The following is a 14,715-nucleotide window of genomic DNA, read 5'->3' as shown; positions in this document are numbered from 1 at the left end:
CAGCCAGATGCGCGAATTCTACGGACCACCAAGGTGGATCACAACCCGTCCATAGGTATGAGACTTTGCAGGTGACCGCCGGTCGTCAATCTCCGAGGAAGCGCTGCCGGTGCTCTGGCGATGGCAACAGGCAGTGATCATAGCGACCAAACAGGCGGTAACGATTGAGCGCGATGCGGTTGTAGGCCCAATCACGCAGAACGCGCGGAAAAATACGCAGCACCTTGAGCAACGGCCACGGCGCAGGCAATAGACCCATGATGTGCAGAAAGGCGTCCGAGCGCACAAACACCCGATTATTGACGATGACCGCGATGGTATGAAATTCGTCCAGCGGCAAGCCGGCCCATTTCAGCAGGGCCTGGCCCTCGTCCGACTGCACGGCTGCCAGGCGCAAGCGTCGATGAGGATCGTTGCGGATCAGAAACCTGACCACGCCATTGCACAGTTTGCAGACGCCATCGAACAGCACGACACACTCATCAGGCTGCAAATACGGCGCGGGGGTTGTGGACATGATTACCTGCCTTGTAAGAGCAACCGCCTGTTGCAGCAGAGCACAGGCTAAGTGCAGCCGAAAATACGAACGCCCCGCCTGTCGAGCGACAGGCGAGGCGTTCACGTTAAAGCGATTACCAGACCGAATCAAACTTTGCGGACGAACTCGGACTTCAGCTTCATGGCGCCGATGCCATCGATCTTGCAGTCGATATCGTGATCGCCGTCGACCAGACGGATGTTCTTGACCTTGGTGCCTACCTTGACCACCAACGATGAGCCTTTGACTTTCAGGTCCTTGATCACGGTGATCGTGTCGCCGTCCTGCAGGACGTTGCCGGTGGAGTCCTTGATGACCTTCACGTCATCGGCTGCATCGGCACTACCGGCGTCAGCAGGCCACTCATGGGCGCATTCCGGGCAGATCAACAGGCTGCCATCTTCATAGGTGTATTCGGAATTGCATTTCGGGCAGGACGGTAAGCTCACAGGGGTTCTCGCATCAGGGGTAAAAACCATGAATTATAAAGGGCTTTTCCGGTTTAAGGGTAAGCGCTGCTTGTGGATAGCCGGGAGCAACCTCATCGAGTGGACAGATGCAGGCAACTGAACTAAAAAATACAGGCCACTGAACCGACTTCCTCCTTGCCCTCTTCTTTATGCATTTCCGTCCTGCGCCCGGCGCTGGCGGTAGCTATCGCAGTTCTTGCCTATCCCCCTGTACCACCCGAGAACACACCCCATGGGCATTCCACACAACCCGGCGCTCGGCTATCGCCCCGAGATCGATGGCCTGCGCGCGCTGGCCGTCGTTCCCGTCATGCTTTATCACGCGGGCTTACCGTTCCTGAGCGGCGGATTTGTCGGCGTCGACGTATTTTTTGTGATTTCCGGCTACCTGATTACCTCGATCATCATCGCGGAAATGGCACGCGGCACGTTCTCGCTGATCAATTTCTACGAGCGGCGCGCACGGCGCATTTTGCCCGCGCTGTTCGCGGTCATACTCGTCTGCCTGCCAGTCGCCTGGATGACCCTTGACCCGCCTGACCTGAAATACTTCGCCAAGAGCCTGGTAGCAGTACCGACGTTTTCCTCCAATGTGCTGTTCTGGCTGGAAAGTGGCTATTTCGACGCAACGGCTGAACTCAAGCCACTGCTACACACCTGGACACTCGCAGTCGAAGAACAGTACTACCTGCTTTTTCCGCTGTTGCTGATGCTGGGCTGGCGCATCGGTCGCGGCAGGCTCGTCGCGCTGCTGATAGTTGTGGCACTGGGCAGCCTGACACTGGCGCAACGGGGAGCGCAGCACGACGCCAGCAGCACGTTTTACCTGTTGCACGCACGCGCCTGGGAGTTGCTGGCCGGTTCGTTCATCGCCTTCTACTTTGCCTGGCGCCCCCACAAAGCAGACACCGCGGGCCCTGTAGCTCAGGCGGCGGCGCTACTGGGCATTTTGCTCATCGCTTACGCTGTAGCAGCGTTCGACAGCAACACGCCTTTTCCGGGCTTCAATGCCTTGGTGCCTGTTGTGGGCGCAACGTTGATCATCGTTTACGCCAACAAAAATACCTGGGCCGGACAGGTGCTGAGCAGTCAACCCCTAGTGCTCATCGGCATGGTCAGCTACAGCGCTTACCTGTGGCATCAGCCCATCTTTGCCTTCGCCCGTCAGAGCAGCCTGGCGGAACCCGGCCTGCAGGTCATGCTGGCATTGACGCTGCTGTCGCTGGTGCTGGCCTGGCTGAGCTGGCGATTTGTCGAACAGCCTTTTCGCCAAAAAGGTGGCTTCAAAGGTGGCTTCAGCCGTCAGCAGGTATTCACCTTCTCAGGTCTCGCATCGGCGCTGTTCATCGCTCTGGGGCTGACCGGCTATCTGAACAACGGCTTTGGCCAGCGTTTTGATGTCGACCCGGCTCTGTATCGGCAGTTCGCCGACCCACAGATACGCGACCGCTGCGGCCAGGACGAAATCGATTTCTGTCTGTTCGGCAAGCGCGACAGCACAGGGACGCCAGCCTTGGCGGTGTTCGGCGACAGTCATGCTGAAGCCCTGCTGTCGACCTTCGATGCAGTCGCACGTGACCAGGGCACAACCGTCGTTCATATCGGGCTGGGCGGCTGCCTGCCGCTGCTGGGTGTGGACGTCGTCAGCGGCAACCATGCGCCGGGGGTGTGCGAAGCGCTGGCCGGTCGTGAATTTGCCTACGTGAAAAAGCACAAAATCAAAAAAGTGGTGCTGGTCGCCCGCTGGACGCTTTACACCGACGGCGATTACGGCAAAAAACTTTCGGCCAGATACTTTCTGATTTCAGCCTCCCGGCAGGAGCGCACCCGCGAAGCTTCGCGAATCGTTTTCACGCAAGCCCTTGAAACCACCGTTCAGGCTTATCGAGCGATTGGCAGTGAAGTCATCATCGTCGCGCAAGTGCCGCAACAACTGATCGAGCCGAAAAACCTTTACTACCGGCTGGCTCGCAACAACCCGAAAAACGCAGCACAGACACTGCAACTGATCAGCGAAGTATCGGTAACTGTGGAAACGCATGAACGTCTTCAGCGCTTCACACGCACCTTGTTCGAGCATGCACAGGCGTCAGATCAGATCCGCCTGATTATCCCGGACAGCGCATTCTGCAAGCTTGGGCAGTGCCTGATAGGCGATCTGAAATCCTATTACAAGGATTTCAACCACCTCAATGCAGAAGGTGCCGGGCTGCTTGCTGCGCAGATCAACCAGATCATTGCCCAATGACAGAGGGGCGTGCTTTCTGCAATCCTTGGTCGAGCCCCACTTTTCAGGACGACCCATGATCGCCGCACGCTTCGCCCCATTCGAGGATCTCGCCAACCAGCTGATCCCGTATACCCACGCCGAAAAAATCGATGGATCGCACGACGCCTCGCATTTGCTGCGCGTCTGGAAAAACGTCTGCGCTATCCGTGATCGGGAAGGCGGCGATGCGCGGGTGCTGATCGCTGCCACGTTGCTGCACGACTGTGTTTCGGTCGAGAAAGACTCGCCGTTCCGTGCCGGAGCGTCACGACTGGCGGCCGCCAGGGCCAATGAGCTACTGGCAGGCATTGGGTGGGACGAAGCAAACATCGCGGCCGTTGCGCATGCCATCGAGGCTCACAGCTTCTCGGCGGCGATAACTCCGCTGACGCTGGAGGCAAAAATCTTGCAGGACGCTGACCGGCTTGACTCGCTGGGCATGCTCGGCGTGGCGCGCACTTTTTATGTGTCAGGCCGGATGGGCAGATCGCTCTACGACCCAGTTGATCCTTACGCCAACCAGCGCCCCTATGACGACAAGGAATTTGCCGTCGACCACTTCTATACCAAGCTGCTTCATCTCGCAGAAGGCTTTCAGACCCCTACGGGCAAACAGATGGCAGAGGTCAGACACGCGCGATTGAAGCGCTTTCTGGACGAAATGATGGAAGAAATTGGCTAACCGCTGCCGTGAACTGTGGTTTGTTTTCGTTTGAAACGCTAGATGTCACAAAGACATCACACAACTGCCCTATAAACGGCTCTCCTAGAAGGTCCGTGTGTTTATAGGGGTTGTGTGCCGTGAAAAGATTGATGCCTCGTTTCTCTCGTCGGCAGACCACAACGACAACCATCCTGCGTCGTTTCAGGATCACGCCTCGCCTGGTGATCTGCTTCGGCATCACCTCTCTGCTGATGGTTGCTCTGGGCGCTTTCTGTCTGCTGCAGATGCAGGAGATACGCAATCAGGGCGAGGTCGTCGAAAGTGGCGCTCTGCCCAGTATCGCCGTGGCTGATGCCATCGCAATCGGCCTGGTCAAGCTGCGCAGTGAAACCACCCGCCTGATTGCCAACGCCGACGACCCAGGGGCCGTCATCAACAGCAAGATCAACGTAGAACAGCTCAAGAACGAGGTCGATAAAGGTTTTTCGGAATACCTGGCGCGTGTTCAGTCCGGCACCGAACACGACTCCATCATGGCGCTGCAAGAGGCTTACAAGGCCTTCATGCCAGGCCTGCTGAGTCAGATCACACTGGTCGAGCAGAACAAGCTGGATGAAGCCAGAATGCTGGCCAACACCATGCTCATGATGCAAGGCGACCTGATGGACATGCAGGTACAACTGCTGCGCGAGCTGAACAAGCAAAGTGCGGCAAGCGCGGTGGAGGCAGCCGGCGCCCGCTACGAGCAGACCCGCATCATCGCCCTGAGCGCCATCGCGGTTGCCTTGGCATTGACCCTGCTTCTGGCATGGCGCCTGAGCGTCAGCATTATTCATCCTGTGCGCCAGGCCCTGCAAATCGCCAGCACCATCGCCGATGGCGACCTGACCCACCATCCGATAGCTGAAGGCAAGGACGAAACCGCGCTGCTGCTGATGACGCTCGGGCGCATGCGCAACAACCTGCATGGCACGATTGATCAGATTTATGCAGCAGCGACACAATTGTCACAATCGGTGCAGGAGATGGGCAGCATCGCCGAGGCCAGCGCGCTCAACCTGCAATTGCAGAACGATGAAATCGAGCAAGCTGCCGTCGCAGTCAATCAGATGAGCCAGGCTGCCGTGGAAGTGGCAGGCAACGCCAGCAACACCGTGACCGAGTCCCAGGCATCGACTCAGGCCGCAGCGCAAGGGCAGGACAAGCTGTCGGCGACCATCATTTCGATCAGGGCACTGACCGAAAATGTCCTCGACTCGTCCCATCAGGCCGAAGGGCTGGCCGAGCGCACACAGAGCATCAGCAGCATTCTCGACGTGATTCGCGCCATCGCCAATCAGACCAACCTGTTGGCGCTCAACGCCGCCATCGAGGCCGCGCGCGCGGGTGAAGCGGGACGCGGGTTTGCCGTGGTCGCCGATGAAGTGCGCTCATTGGCACAACGTACCAGCGCGTCCACAGCGGAAATAGAAGGGTTGATCAACGGCGTGCAGCAGAGCACCCAGCAGACGGCAAGTTCGCTGAGGCATACCGCAACTCAGGCCAATCTGACGCTGGAGCAGGCCGCTGCGACCGGCGAGGCGCTGAACGTTATCATCAGCTCGACGGCCACAATCAACGATCGCAACCTGCTGATCGCCAGTGCGGCGGAACAGCAGGCTCAGGTAGCGAGTGAAGTGGATCGCAACCTGAGCAGCATTCGCGATCTGTCGAGCCAGACAGCCTCGGGCGCACAGCAGACAACCGTTGCGAGCAACGCGCTGTCGATGCTGGCCAGCGACCTGAACCTGATGGTGCAACGGTTCGTGCTGTGAAGATTGCATCAACGCCAGCCCTTGCATTTAAACAGGCGGGCTGGCGTTGAAACAGCGCGGTTGCGCGTCGATCAATCCTGCGGACGCAGACGGTATTGCGGCGGCAGTTGCTCAAAGCCGCTGATGGTCACGTCGAGGCTCTTCCAGCGACCGTCCTTGATGCCGTAGATGCAACCATGCACCGACAGGCTCTGCCCACGATGCCAGGCGTTTTGCACAATGCTGGTATGACCGACGTTGGCCACCTGCTGAATCACGTTCAGTTCGCACAGGCGGTCGACACGTTCTTCTTCGGTCGGCAGTTTGGCCAGCAATTCGCGATTTTCGTAATACAGGTCACGGATTGTGCGCAGCCAGCCGTCGATCAGGCCGAACTGACGGTCCTGCATGGAAGCTCGCACGCCGCCGCAGCCATAGTGGCCGGTGACCAGGATGTGCTTGACCTTCAGCACGTCTACCGCGTACTGGATCACCGACAGGCAGTTCAGGTCAGTGTGCAGCACCACGTTGGCCACGTTGCGGTGAACGAACAGATCACCGGGCAGCATGCCGACGATCTCGTTGGCCGGCACGCGCGCGTCGGAACAACCGATCCACAGAAACTCAGGCGTTTGCTGGCGGGCCAGCTTGGCGAAGAAGTCAGGGTCTTCCTGCTTTATCGCGTCGGCCCAGCGTGCATTGTTATCAATCAGGTCTTGTAGCTCGTTCATGCTTTGACGCCTCGATAATGATGCCCAGCCTTGGACTGGAGTCGAATCCCTCAAGTCACGTCTTTCTTACCGCCACCCACACAGGTTCATCAGCCATCAACTGCCGGTCAACAAAAAGGAATCTTCAAAGTCATGGCCGGTCCACTTTCCACGACCACGTGAAATGAGGATTTCTTATGAACGATCCACGCCGCCCGTTCGGAGCGACCGAACCGGAACCCATCGATGACAACGAAGATCGCATGGGCTCCATGGAAACACTCGATTTCGACGAGGAAGAACCGGCCCGTATCGGCGATCTTATCCCTGAAGGCGAGCTGCAACATGAAATTCCGGATCAACGCGTACGTGAGGCCGGCCTGACGGGCGCTTCGACGGACGACCACCACTCGACTGACGACGACCTGTCTCCGGAAACGCTGATCCATGAAGACGGGGCGCGGTCGCCGTCCGAGCAGGGCGATGGCGACCCGGCTGATCTTGATCTGACCGTCGTCGATGAAGATGAAATCGGCGCAGGCAGTGGTCTCGATGAAGAGGAAATGGCGATCATCGACCCACTGGACAGCAATCAGCGCTGATGTAAACGGTTAGTCCAGCAGCGTGCAGGCCATGACCACGGCATCTTCACGACCGTCCGCTGCCGGGTAGTAATCACGACGCCGGCCTATCTCGTTGAAACCATAGTTTTCATACAGACGATAGGCTGGCCGATTACTGTCGCGCAGTTCCAGAAAGCATTCCCGGGCATTGAGCTGGTAAGCACGCTTCATCAGATGATCGAGCAGCAGCAGCCCCAGACCACGTCCCTGATTTTCCGGCTTTACAGTGATGTTGAGCAGGTGTGCTTCGTCGATGATGACCTGAATGACACCATGACCGACCTGCTGCGCGCCTTCGAACATCAGCCAGATCTCATAGGATTTGAGCCCGTCGAGAAAAATCCCGCGCGTCCATGGGTGGGTAAACGCCGCATATTCGATTTTCAGCACAGCGTCCATGTCGGCTTCGGTCATGCGGCGAAAGGTTACGGCGTCACTCATCAATCGATTTCCAGCGCGTCATCAGCCGACGCATGGCTTTCCAGACATCAGCCTTGCGTTCAGGCTCGTCCATTAACAGTTCCAGGCCTGGCAGTGCCCAGGCAACGCCCAGACCCTCGACCTGCAGTTCGCGGTTGTAAGATTCGGCATCGACTTCACCGGCGTATTTCATCGACGGCAGACCGATCAGCCACAGGCAGGCGCAGGCTTCGTCTTCCAGGCGTGCCCCGACAAAGCCCTGCACGAAGTCGCGCGCCGCTTCCGGCCCCTGGTCCATTTGCCCGCGTACCAGCAACGGCCAGCGAACCGGTTCGCCAATAATCTGCGGGCTGTCGGGCAGACCGGCTGCGCGCAGCATGTCCTTGAGCAGCAGATAGGAAGGATCGCGGCTCTGAAAAGGCTGGCCGGTCGTCAACTCGACCAGCAGCAGGCAGCGTCCGGCACGCAACAATTGCAAAGCAAAGCGCGGAGGCGGCACGACCGGCGCCTTGGGCGGCGTCGGCTCGGCCTCTTCGGCTACCGGGGCAGCCGTGCGGGTGCTGGCCAACGAAGGACGAGGCACCTCGATCTTCGGTCGTTCGGGCTGACGTGCAATCGGCACGACCTTCGACGCCTCAGCGGGAGCAGCCTGGGCCGCAGGTGCAGCAACAGGTGCAACACTCTGCGTTTCGACCAGAGCCGGCAACGGCACGAGCAGTTCAGGGCGTGAGGGTGCGGCGAATGGCAGTTCTGTGCGCGGCAGCCAGTTGACCACCTGCATGGCGGTCAAGTAAGCGCGGCGACGGGACTCGTTGAGCAAGGGTCAGCCACCTGTGGATAAGTTAAGCGCGCAATTCTAGCCTTGTTCGTGTTTTCGCGCTGCAGCATATCGCCGCGAGGTGAAATATCAGGCGACTGATGCAGTACAATTGCCGCTTTTCACTTGCCAACAAGCCGGCCTAACGATGATCGAACCCAAGCGCGTCCTGCGCGCCCTTGCCGAGCACTGGGCGCTACTCGAGCCCTTATGCGAACATTTCGACCAGGGTACGTTGAGCCTGAGCGAACTGCGTCTGCAACTGGCCGCACAGCAACAGGACAGCACCCCGCAAGACATCACCAACCTGCTGGACGTGTGGATTCGTCTGGACATTCTGGTGCCCGTCGCGAAAAGCCCGAACCGCTTTGAACTCAACGCGCAGATTCACGACTTCCTGTCCTATCTGCGCCGCGAGCATCGCCTTGGTCTGTGCCTGGAAATCGAAGCCTACTTGCGCCACCTTGAACGACTGGCCGGTTACATTCAGGACGCCTTCGATGTTCGCGATGCCAACGACCTGGCCAGACAGCTGCGGCTGCTGGACATGCGCGTCCGCGACGTGCTCAAGAAGCTGGCCAACGACGAGCAGGCACTGGTCGCAGTCGCTGACCGGGCCAAGACCAGCGACCGGCAGATCCCGTTGCGCCAGCGCTATGCAGAAGTGCTGGCCACCTGGGATGAATACGTCGAGCCGATGATTCAACTGGTCAACGCCGATGGTGCTTTCGAACAGGGCGTGCGCAAGGTCGAGAACGTGCTGCTGCGCCTGTTGACCGAGCAACAGCGTCTTGGCCATCTGGTCGATGACGACATGCTGCTGCGAACGCATGCGCGCATCCTTGAAATGCAGACCAGCGCCCAGCTGACACTGCGTCATGCGCGCGAGCTGCTGCTGCCGTTGCGTGAAGAGGCCCGTCGTCACAATGCGGTGACCCGCGGCGCGGCGCTGGCTTTGTCGGCTATCCGCCGCAAAGGCCTGGACGCGGTGCCACAGGCGGCCATGCCGATGTTCACCCGTCCGCAAAGTACCTTTCTGGGCAGCGCGAGCCAGGTCGAGGCTTATGTGTATGCCTTGGCGCGCTTCGAGCCCAAACCCGCGAAATTTCCCAAGGCCAGCGGCACACGCAAAGGCGAGCCGCCACGTGCGCCGCGCACCGTCAAGGAAATGCTTGAACGCTGCGAAAACGCCCTGCCGATGCCCGACCTGATGGTCTGGTTGCTGGAGCAGGAGCCGACCGGCGAAACCGACGAGCTGCTGTACTGGTTCTCGCGGTTGTCGCGTGACAAGCGTTTTGCCCGCGAACGCCTGGAGCGTCGCGAATATTTCACCCGGGAGCACCGCGTCAGCCTGCGCTCCTTTGCCCTGCTCGCTCCTCAAGACGAGCAGCCAGAGAATTCCGAGAGCACCGTTCATGCATCTTGATCTATCCGAAATGTCCCAGCTTGCGCCGATCTTTCGCGAGCTGTTCAAGGGCTACCACATCAGCCGCCGCGACCCGGAGCTGTACACCCAACTGTCCAATTGTCAGGATCAGTACCGCACGCTGTTCAAGGCTCTGGGCTACGAGCTGGTCTGCGACACACGCGGTTTCTATTATTTCGTACCGGAACTGGCCGCCGCGCAGGTCAACAAGACCGCTCAGCGCCTGGCGCTGTTCACCTTCATTCTCGTCGAGCATCTGGCCGATCAGGGCCGTGACCCTATGTCGGTGCTGGACGGCGGCAGCTTGGGACGCGACGAATTGCCTTCCATGCTGGAAAAGTACCGCGACCTGTTTCTCCAGGCCGAAGTGCAGACTCAGGAAGAACTGGAAGAGAAGATCATGCGCCGCATGACTCAACTGGGTTTCGCCAGCGAAGAAGTCGGCATCTACCGCTTTCTGCCGCCGATGCATCGTTTTCTCGATGTGTGCCTGTCGGTGCAACAGGACCGCGATCTGGCGGCCAGCCTGCACAGCGCCCTGCCGCTGCCGACGCCTGTGCTTATCGATGATGACAGCGACGAAAAACTACTGGAAACAGACGATCCTCTGGATCTCGCCGAGTTTGGCGAAGAAACCGAGGAAGAGGCGCTGGCCCGGGCAATTGCCGATGAGCAACGACAGGAGATGGACACATGAGCCAGGAACGTTATGGCATCCGCCGCTTTGCTCTGTTGAACACTGCCGGCTACAGCCTGGGCCTGTTCCCGCTGGAAAACCCGCTGTCGGTGTATGGCGCGAACAACCTTGGCAAAAGTGCCTCGATCAACGCCCTGCAGTTTCCGATTCTGGCGCGCATGTCGGACATGAGCTTCGGCAAGTACAGTCTCGAGCAGTCGCGACGCTTCTACTTTGCCTCTGACACCAGCTACATTCTGGTCGAAGTCTCTTTGCCCCACGGCCCACACGTGATCGGCGTTGTAGGGCGCGGCCCGGGTGGTGGCTTCGGCCATCAGTTCTTCGCGTACGCTGGCGAGCTGGATCTGGGTCATTACCAAAAGAACGACACCTGCCTGCGTCAGAAAGAGCTGTTCAGCAATCTGGAAAGCCAAGGGCTGAAGGCCTACGAACTCAAGCCGGACGAGCTGCGCCGCTTGCTGGTCGGCGGCCATACGTCGATTCCGCTGGACCTGACACTGATCCCGCTGCGCTCTACCAGCGAGCAAAGCCTCAAGACATTCCGCGCGCTGTTCATCAATTTGCTGCACATGCGCGAAATCACTGCCGCCAAACTCAAGCAGCTGTTTCTGGATGCGTTCGAGCACAGCCTGCGCTCGGGCAGCGTCGATTACATCGCTGCCTGCGAAGAGGCCTTCCGCGACGTGCGCCGCATGGAGCAGGATTACAATTCGCTGGTGCTGGCTGGCCCGCTGGTCGAGGCTCTGGCTGCTGGCGTCAAACAACGCGACCTGCTGCGTGGCAAGCTGCATCGCCTGTCGCCCATCCTCGATTCGTTGCTGGGCACCTGGTCGGACTATTCGGGTGCGCGCAAGGAAGAGTTGGTCATTCAGGCCGAGCATTACCGCGCTCAGCAGGATGAAATGCAGAACGACCAGCGCAGCAGCACTCAAGAGCTGATGCGTCTGGAGCGTGAAATCAGCAGTATTCAGCGCTGGGTTGGCGAGCTGTCTGTGCTCAAGAATCGCTTCGCGCTGGTCGACGACGTCAAGGTCCTCGAACAGCAGTTGCTGGCCGCCAAAGATGCCCACGACGAACTCGCCGGTGCGCTTGCCCAGTCCCGGCAGTTCAGCGCGGAAGACCTGGACGAGCGTCTGCGGGATCTGGAAAAACGTCTCAAGTCGGTCAGGCAGCAACTCGACCATGCCGACAACAACAGCTACGCGCGCCTGCGTGAAGAGTTTTCCCAGCCGGATGTAGAGCGGTTGATGCGCCTGTTCAACAGCGCGTTGTTCAGCCTGCCGCTGGGCGAGCAGGGTATTTCGCTGGACGAGAATGGTGCCTGGGTCAAATCCCTGGAAGCCATTCTGGACAGCTTCAAAGGCGAGCACTTTGCTGTGCCTGGACTGAACATCAACCTGTCGAATATCGAGCCTCCTGCATTGCAGGCACTGGCGGACCGCGCTGCGTTGCGTGACCAGAAGGAACGCCTGGAGAAAGAGCTCAAGCAACTGAAAACCCAACAGGCGGTAGCTGCAGACCGCTCGGCGAGCAAGACACAGACCGAAGCGCTGTATCAGCAGGTGCTGGATGCCCAGAAAGCCCTGGAAGATTTCCGTCGCTGCCAGACATTGAGCGCAGAAGAGTCCGGCAAGCTGGAAGAACTGGCACAGATGGAAGCAGCTCAGGATGAGCTGAAACGCTCCAGTGATGCATTCACCGAACGCGTTCAGCAACTGTCAGCCAAGCTGCAACTGATCGCACGCCAGATCGGCGATATGGAATCCAAGCAGCGCACGCTGGACGATGCTCTGCGACGCCGCCAGTTGCTGCCCGCTGACCTGCCATTCGGCACGCCGTTCATGGACCCGATCGACGACTCGATGGATAACCTGCTGCCTCTGCTCAATGACTATCAAGACAGCTGGCAGGGCCTGCTGCGCAGCGATGGCCAGATAGAAGCCTTGTATGCTCAGGTTCGTCTGAAAGGTGTGGCCAAGTTCGATAGTGAAGACGACATGGAGCGCCGTCTGCAACTGTTGATCAATGCCTACGCGCACCGCAGCGAGGAAGCATTGACGCTGGGCAAGGCTCGTCGCGCTGCAGTGACCGACATCGCTCGTACACTGCGAAATATCCGCAGCGACTACGACAGCCTCGAGCATCAACTGGCACTGTTCAACCGCGAGATCAACAAGCGCCAGGTGTCGAACCTGGCGAGCTTCCGCATCGTCCTTGCCCCGAACAAGGAAGCGTTGAAACACATCGATCAGATCATCCACAGCGCCGGACAGTACGAAGAAGGCGAGACATTGTCGGTTTTCGACCTCAGTCAGAGCGCCGAACAGGACAACAAGAACGAAGAGGCCAAGGAATACCTGGCAAGACTGGTGGCTGCCAATCACAACCAGCTGGGCCTGAAAGACCTGTTTGAGCTGGCGTTCGAGATTACCAAGGTCAATGGTCAGCCGGTTATTCATACCGATATCGACGGCGCAGCGTCCAACGGCACCACGATGACCATCAAGGCGCTGACCAACATGTACCTGTTGCTGCACTTGATGGATAGAGATCAGGCGGGTCGCGTGCGCCTGCCCTACTACCTCGACGAAGCGGCAGACATCGACGAGAAGAACCAGGCTGCGCTGCTGGAAACAAGCCTGCAACTGGGCTTCGTGCCGATCCTTGCAAGTGTGAAGCCGCAGGTTTCAGCTCATGTGGCCATCGACCTGGAAGGCGGCAGCGGACCGAATGGCATCTACATCGATGAGGCGGACTGGAAATACATTCAGCGTCGCGATGAAGTGAAGCCGGAGGTTCCGGAAGTCGTTTCGTAAGGACGGTCAGTTGTAACCAGAAGGCCGCATGAGAATGCGGCCTTTTTGCTGTCTTTGAATTGAGCGAGGCCTTGTTGCAGGCCATCGGCGAAGACGCTCTTTGTTCATCGAATTCATAATGGGTTGCAGCAAACACGCATACGATCACATGAGGCAGGCTTGGAGTAACCTCATGAGAACGATACTGTTGACGGCCTTGCTGGCCGTTGCTGCAACAGCCCATGCAACTGACTATTACGTTGCCCCCAACGGTGATGATCACGCTGCCGGTACAAAAGCCGCACCGCTGCGATCCATCATGCGTGCGCAGCAAGTCGCAAAGGCTGGCGACACGGTTTACTTCCGCGGAGGAGTCTATGCGTACACCGCGGGCGTAAACAGCTGTGCCACGCGTACAGACACCGTCAATGCCATCACCCTGAACAACAGCGGCAGCGAAAACAAACCTATCCGCTACTGGGCCTATCCGGGCGAAACACCTGTCTTCGACTTCTCTGCCATGAAAGACGATTGCCGCGTCAAAGGTTTCAATGTAACCGGCAGCTGGTTACACCTGAAAGGGCTGGAAGTGACCGGTGTCCCGCAGCAACCGGAAAACCATCTTAATCACGAATCCTGGGGCATCTGGAACAGCGGCAGCCACAATACCTTCGAGCAACTCAATCTGCATCACAACATGGGGCCAGGCCTGTTCATTCAAAACGGCGGCTACAATCTGGTGCTGAACACTGACTCCCACCACAACTACGACCCTTACACCTCAAACGGTGCAGGCCAGAGTGCCGATGGCTTCGGTGCGCATATCAAAGCGGGCCACCCAGGCAATATATTCCGCGGTTGCCGCGCCTGGGACAACTCCGACGATGGTTTTGACCTGATCAATGCCTTCTCGCCAGTAACTATCGAAAACTCGTGGGCATGGCAGCAAGGTTATCTGCCTGGCACGCGTACGAAACTTGAGGCGGGAAACGGTAACGGCATCAAGGCGGGAGGCTACGGCGGGAAGTATGTACCTAACGGCGTCAAACATACCGTTCGCAACTCAGTCGCCTTCGACAATAAGTCTGCTGGCTTCTATGCCAACCACCACACACTGGCACTTGATTTCATTAACAACACTGCCTTTTCCAATGGTGCGAATTACAACATGTTGGGCATCGCAGCGGACGGTTCGCCGATTGCCCTTGGCAATCTGGTCAACAACATTGCCTACAAGGGAAGGTTGACGGTTAACACTGAGGGGCTGGATATGACACACAACTCGTGGACGTTGCCGGAGCCCATAACAGATGCAGACTTCGAGGATGTATCACACCGTGGCTGGGACGCACCACGGCAGTCAGACGGAAGCCTGCCTGTGATGCGCAGTTTTCATCCGCGCCCTGGCAGTAAGCTGACAGGCATGGGAGCGTTCAACTGAGGTGCATAATCGAACGGAGAAGTTTGGCGAACGCCATAAAAACAAAAACCCT

General features: G+C 58.5%; 13 protein-coding genes and 1 pseudogene. 9 read left to right on the top strand and 5 right to left on the bottom strand.

The window, feature by feature from the left end; genetic code table 11:
* Positions 1–85: 85 nt before the first annotated feature.
* Positions 86–517, bottom strand: coding sequence for a thiol-disulfide oxidoreductase DCC family protein (locus tag ALO43_RS20965; RefSeq protein ID WP_005890975.1), 432 nt, complete (start codon positions 515–517; stop codon positions 86–88).
* Positions 518–645: 128 nt separating this feature from the next.
* Complete coding sequence (locus ALO43_RS20960) at positions 646–1,017, bottom strand: zinc ribbon domain-containing protein YjdM (RefSeq protein ID WP_054998005.1); 372 nt, start codon at positions 1,015–1,017, stop codon at positions 646–648.
* A gap of 223 nt (positions 1,018–1,240) precedes the next feature.
* Here ALO43_RS20960 and ALO43_RS20955 point away from each other — a divergent pair, with 223 nt between their 5' ends.
* The 4 genes and pseudogenes from ALO43_RS20955 to ALO43_RS32165 all read left to right on the top strand — a co-directional run bounded on the left by ALO43_RS20955 (position 1,241) and on the right by ALO43_RS32165 (position 5,755).
* The gene (locus tag ALO43_RS20955; protein ID WP_054998004.1) at positions 1,241–3,256 is read left to right on the top strand and encodes an acyltransferase family protein; all 2,016 of its coding nucleotides are present in this window, start codon (positions 1,241–1,243) and stop codon (positions 3,254–3,256) included.
* 55 nt (positions 3,257–3,311) lie between these two features.
* Complete coding sequence (locus ALO43_RS20950; protein WP_005890967.1) at positions 3,312–3,959, top strand: HD domain-containing protein; 648 nt, start codon at positions 3,312–3,314, stop codon at positions 3,957–3,959.
* A 131-nt stretch (positions 3,960–4,090) separates the two neighbouring features.
* Positions 4,091–4,897, top strand: a pseudogene (locus ALO43_RS32170) (MCP four helix bundle domain-containing protein); the annotation flags it as partial.
* A complete protein-coding gene (locus tag ALO43_RS32165; protein WP_371906475.1) occupies positions 4,877–5,755 on the top strand; it encodes a methyl-accepting chemotaxis protein in 879 nt (292 codons plus the stop codon). The pseudogene ALO43_RS32170 and the gene ALO43_RS32165, both read left to right, overlap by 21 nt.
* A 71-nt stretch (positions 5,756–5,826) precedes the next feature.
* Here ALO43_RS32165 and can read toward each other — a convergent pair whose 3' ends face one another.
* Positions 5,827–6,465 (bottom strand): carbonate dehydratase, encoded by a 639-nt coding sequence (can, locus tag ALO43_RS20940; RefSeq protein WP_005890963.1) that lies wholly within the window; start codon positions 6,463–6,465, stop codon positions 5,827–5,829.
* Positions 6,466–6,641: 176 nt separating this feature from the next.
* On the opposite strand from can, the gene ALO43_RS20935 reads away from it, so the two are divergent.
* The gene (locus ALO43_RS20935) at positions 6,642–7,046 is read left to right on the top strand and encodes a hypothetical protein (RefSeq protein WP_005890961.1); all 405 of its coding nucleotides are present in this window, start codon (positions 6,642–6,644) and stop codon (positions 7,044–7,046) included.
* Between the two features lie 9 nt (positions 7,047–7,055).
* Here ALO43_RS20935 and rimI read toward each other — a convergent pair whose 3' ends face one another.
* Together rimI and ALO43_RS20925 are read right to left on the bottom strand one after the other, a co-directional pair.
* Positions 7,056–7,508 carry a ribosomal protein S18-alanine N-acetyltransferase gene (gene rimI, locus ALO43_RS20930; RefSeq protein WP_005890959.1) on the bottom strand — a complete coding sequence of 151 codons (453 nt, stop codon included), beginning with the start codon at positions 7,506–7,508 and terminating at the stop codon, positions 7,056–7,058.
* A complete protein-coding gene (locus ALO43_RS20925) occupies positions 7,501–8,307 on the bottom strand; it encodes a hypothetical protein (RefSeq protein WP_005890957.1) in 807 nt (268 codons plus the stop codon). The genes rimI and ALO43_RS20925 overlap by 8 nt, the downstream gene beginning before the upstream one ends.
* Before the next feature lie 145 nt (positions 8,308–8,452).
* On the opposite strand from ALO43_RS20925, the gene mksB reads away from it, so the two are divergent.
* The 4 genes from mksB to ALO43_RS20905 all read left to right on the top strand — a co-directional run bounded on the left by mksB (position 8,453) and on the right by ALO43_RS20905 (position 14,663).
* On the top strand, positions 8,453–9,730 hold the full coding sequence (gene mksB, locus ALO43_RS20920; protein WP_054998002.1) for an Mks condensin complex protein MksB: 1,278 nt from the start codon (positions 8,453–8,455) through the stop codon (positions 9,728–9,730).
* Positions 9,720–10,427: an Mks condensin complex protein MksE gene (gene mksE, locus ALO43_RS20915; protein ID WP_054998001.1), complete on the top strand. Its 708-nt coding sequence runs from the start codon at positions 9,720–9,722 to the stop codon at positions 10,425–10,427. Before mksB ends, mksE begins: the two co-directional genes overlap by 11 nt.
* The gene (gene mksF / locus ALO43_RS20910; protein WP_054998000.1) at positions 10,424–13,243 is read left to right on the top strand and encodes an Mks condensin complex protein MksF; all 2,820 of its coding nucleotides are present in this window, start codon (positions 10,424–10,426) and stop codon (positions 13,241–13,243) included. The genes mksE and mksF overlap by 4 nt, the downstream gene beginning before the upstream one ends.
* 172 nt (positions 13,244–13,415) lie before the next feature.
* Positions 13,416–14,663 (top strand): right-handed parallel beta-helix repeat-containing protein, encoded by a 1,248-nt coding sequence (locus ALO43_RS20905; protein ID WP_053479497.1) that lies wholly within the window; start codon positions 13,416–13,418, stop codon positions 14,661–14,663.
* Positions 14,664–14,715: the final 52 nt, after the last annotated feature.

Source organism: Pseudomonas tremae, from assembly GCF_001401155.1.
In the GTDB taxonomy this organism is placed as follows: Bacteria; Pseudomonadota; Gammaproteobacteria; order Pseudomonadales; family Pseudomonadaceae; genus Aquipseudomonas; species Aquipseudomonas tremae.
This window is presented reverse-complemented; position numbering and strand designations above follow the sequence as displayed.

What these genes read in the sequence shown, in the direction of transcription:
- ALO43_RS20935 (WP_005890961.1), top strand. Translation starts at nt 6,642, where the DNA reads ATGAACGATCCACGCCGCCCGTTCGGAGCGACCGAACCGGAACCCATC.
- mksE (WP_054998001.1), top strand. Translation starts at nt 9,720, where the DNA reads ATGCATCTTGATCTATCCGAAATGTCCCAGCTTGCGCCGATCTTTCGC.
- rimI (WP_005890959.1), bottom strand. Translation starts at nt 7,508, where the DNA reads ATGAGTGACGCCGTAACCTTTCGCCGCATGACCGAAGCCGACATGGAC.
- ALO43_RS32165 (WP_371906475.1), top strand. Translation starts at nt 4,877, where the DNA reads ATGACGCTCGGGCGCATGCGCAACAACCTGCATGGCACGATTGATCAG.
- ALO43_RS20905 (WP_053479497.1), top strand. Translation starts at nt 13,416, where the DNA reads ATGAGAACGATACTGTTGACGGCCTTGCTGGCCGTTGCTGCAACAGCC.
- ALO43_RS20955 (WP_054998004.1), top strand. Translation starts at nt 1,241, where the DNA reads ATGGGCATTCCACACAACCCGGCGCTCGGCTATCGCCCCGAGATCGAT.
- mksB (WP_054998002.1), top strand. Translation starts at nt 8,453, where the DNA reads ATGATCGAACCCAAGCGCGTCCTGCGCGCCCTTGCCGAGCACTGGGCG.
- mksF (WP_054998000.1), top strand. Translation starts at nt 10,424, where the DNA reads ATGAGCCAGGAACGTTATGGCATCCGCCGCTTTGCTCTGTTGAACACT.
- can (WP_005890963.1), bottom strand. Translation starts at nt 6,465, where the DNA reads ATGAACGAGCTACAAGACCTGATTGATAACAATGCACGCTGGGCCGAC.
- ALO43_RS20960 (WP_054998005.1), bottom strand. Translation starts at nt 1,017, where the DNA reads ATGGTTTTTACCCCTGATGCGAGAACCCCTGTGAGCTTACCGTCCTGC.
- ALO43_RS20950 (WP_005890967.1), top strand. Translation starts at nt 3,312, where the DNA reads ATGATCGCCGCACGCTTCGCCCCATTCGAGGATCTCGCCAACCAGCTG.
- ALO43_RS20965 (WP_005890975.1), bottom strand. Translation starts at nt 517, where the DNA reads ATGTCCACAACCCCCGCGCCGTATTTGCAGCCTGATGAGTGTGTCGTG.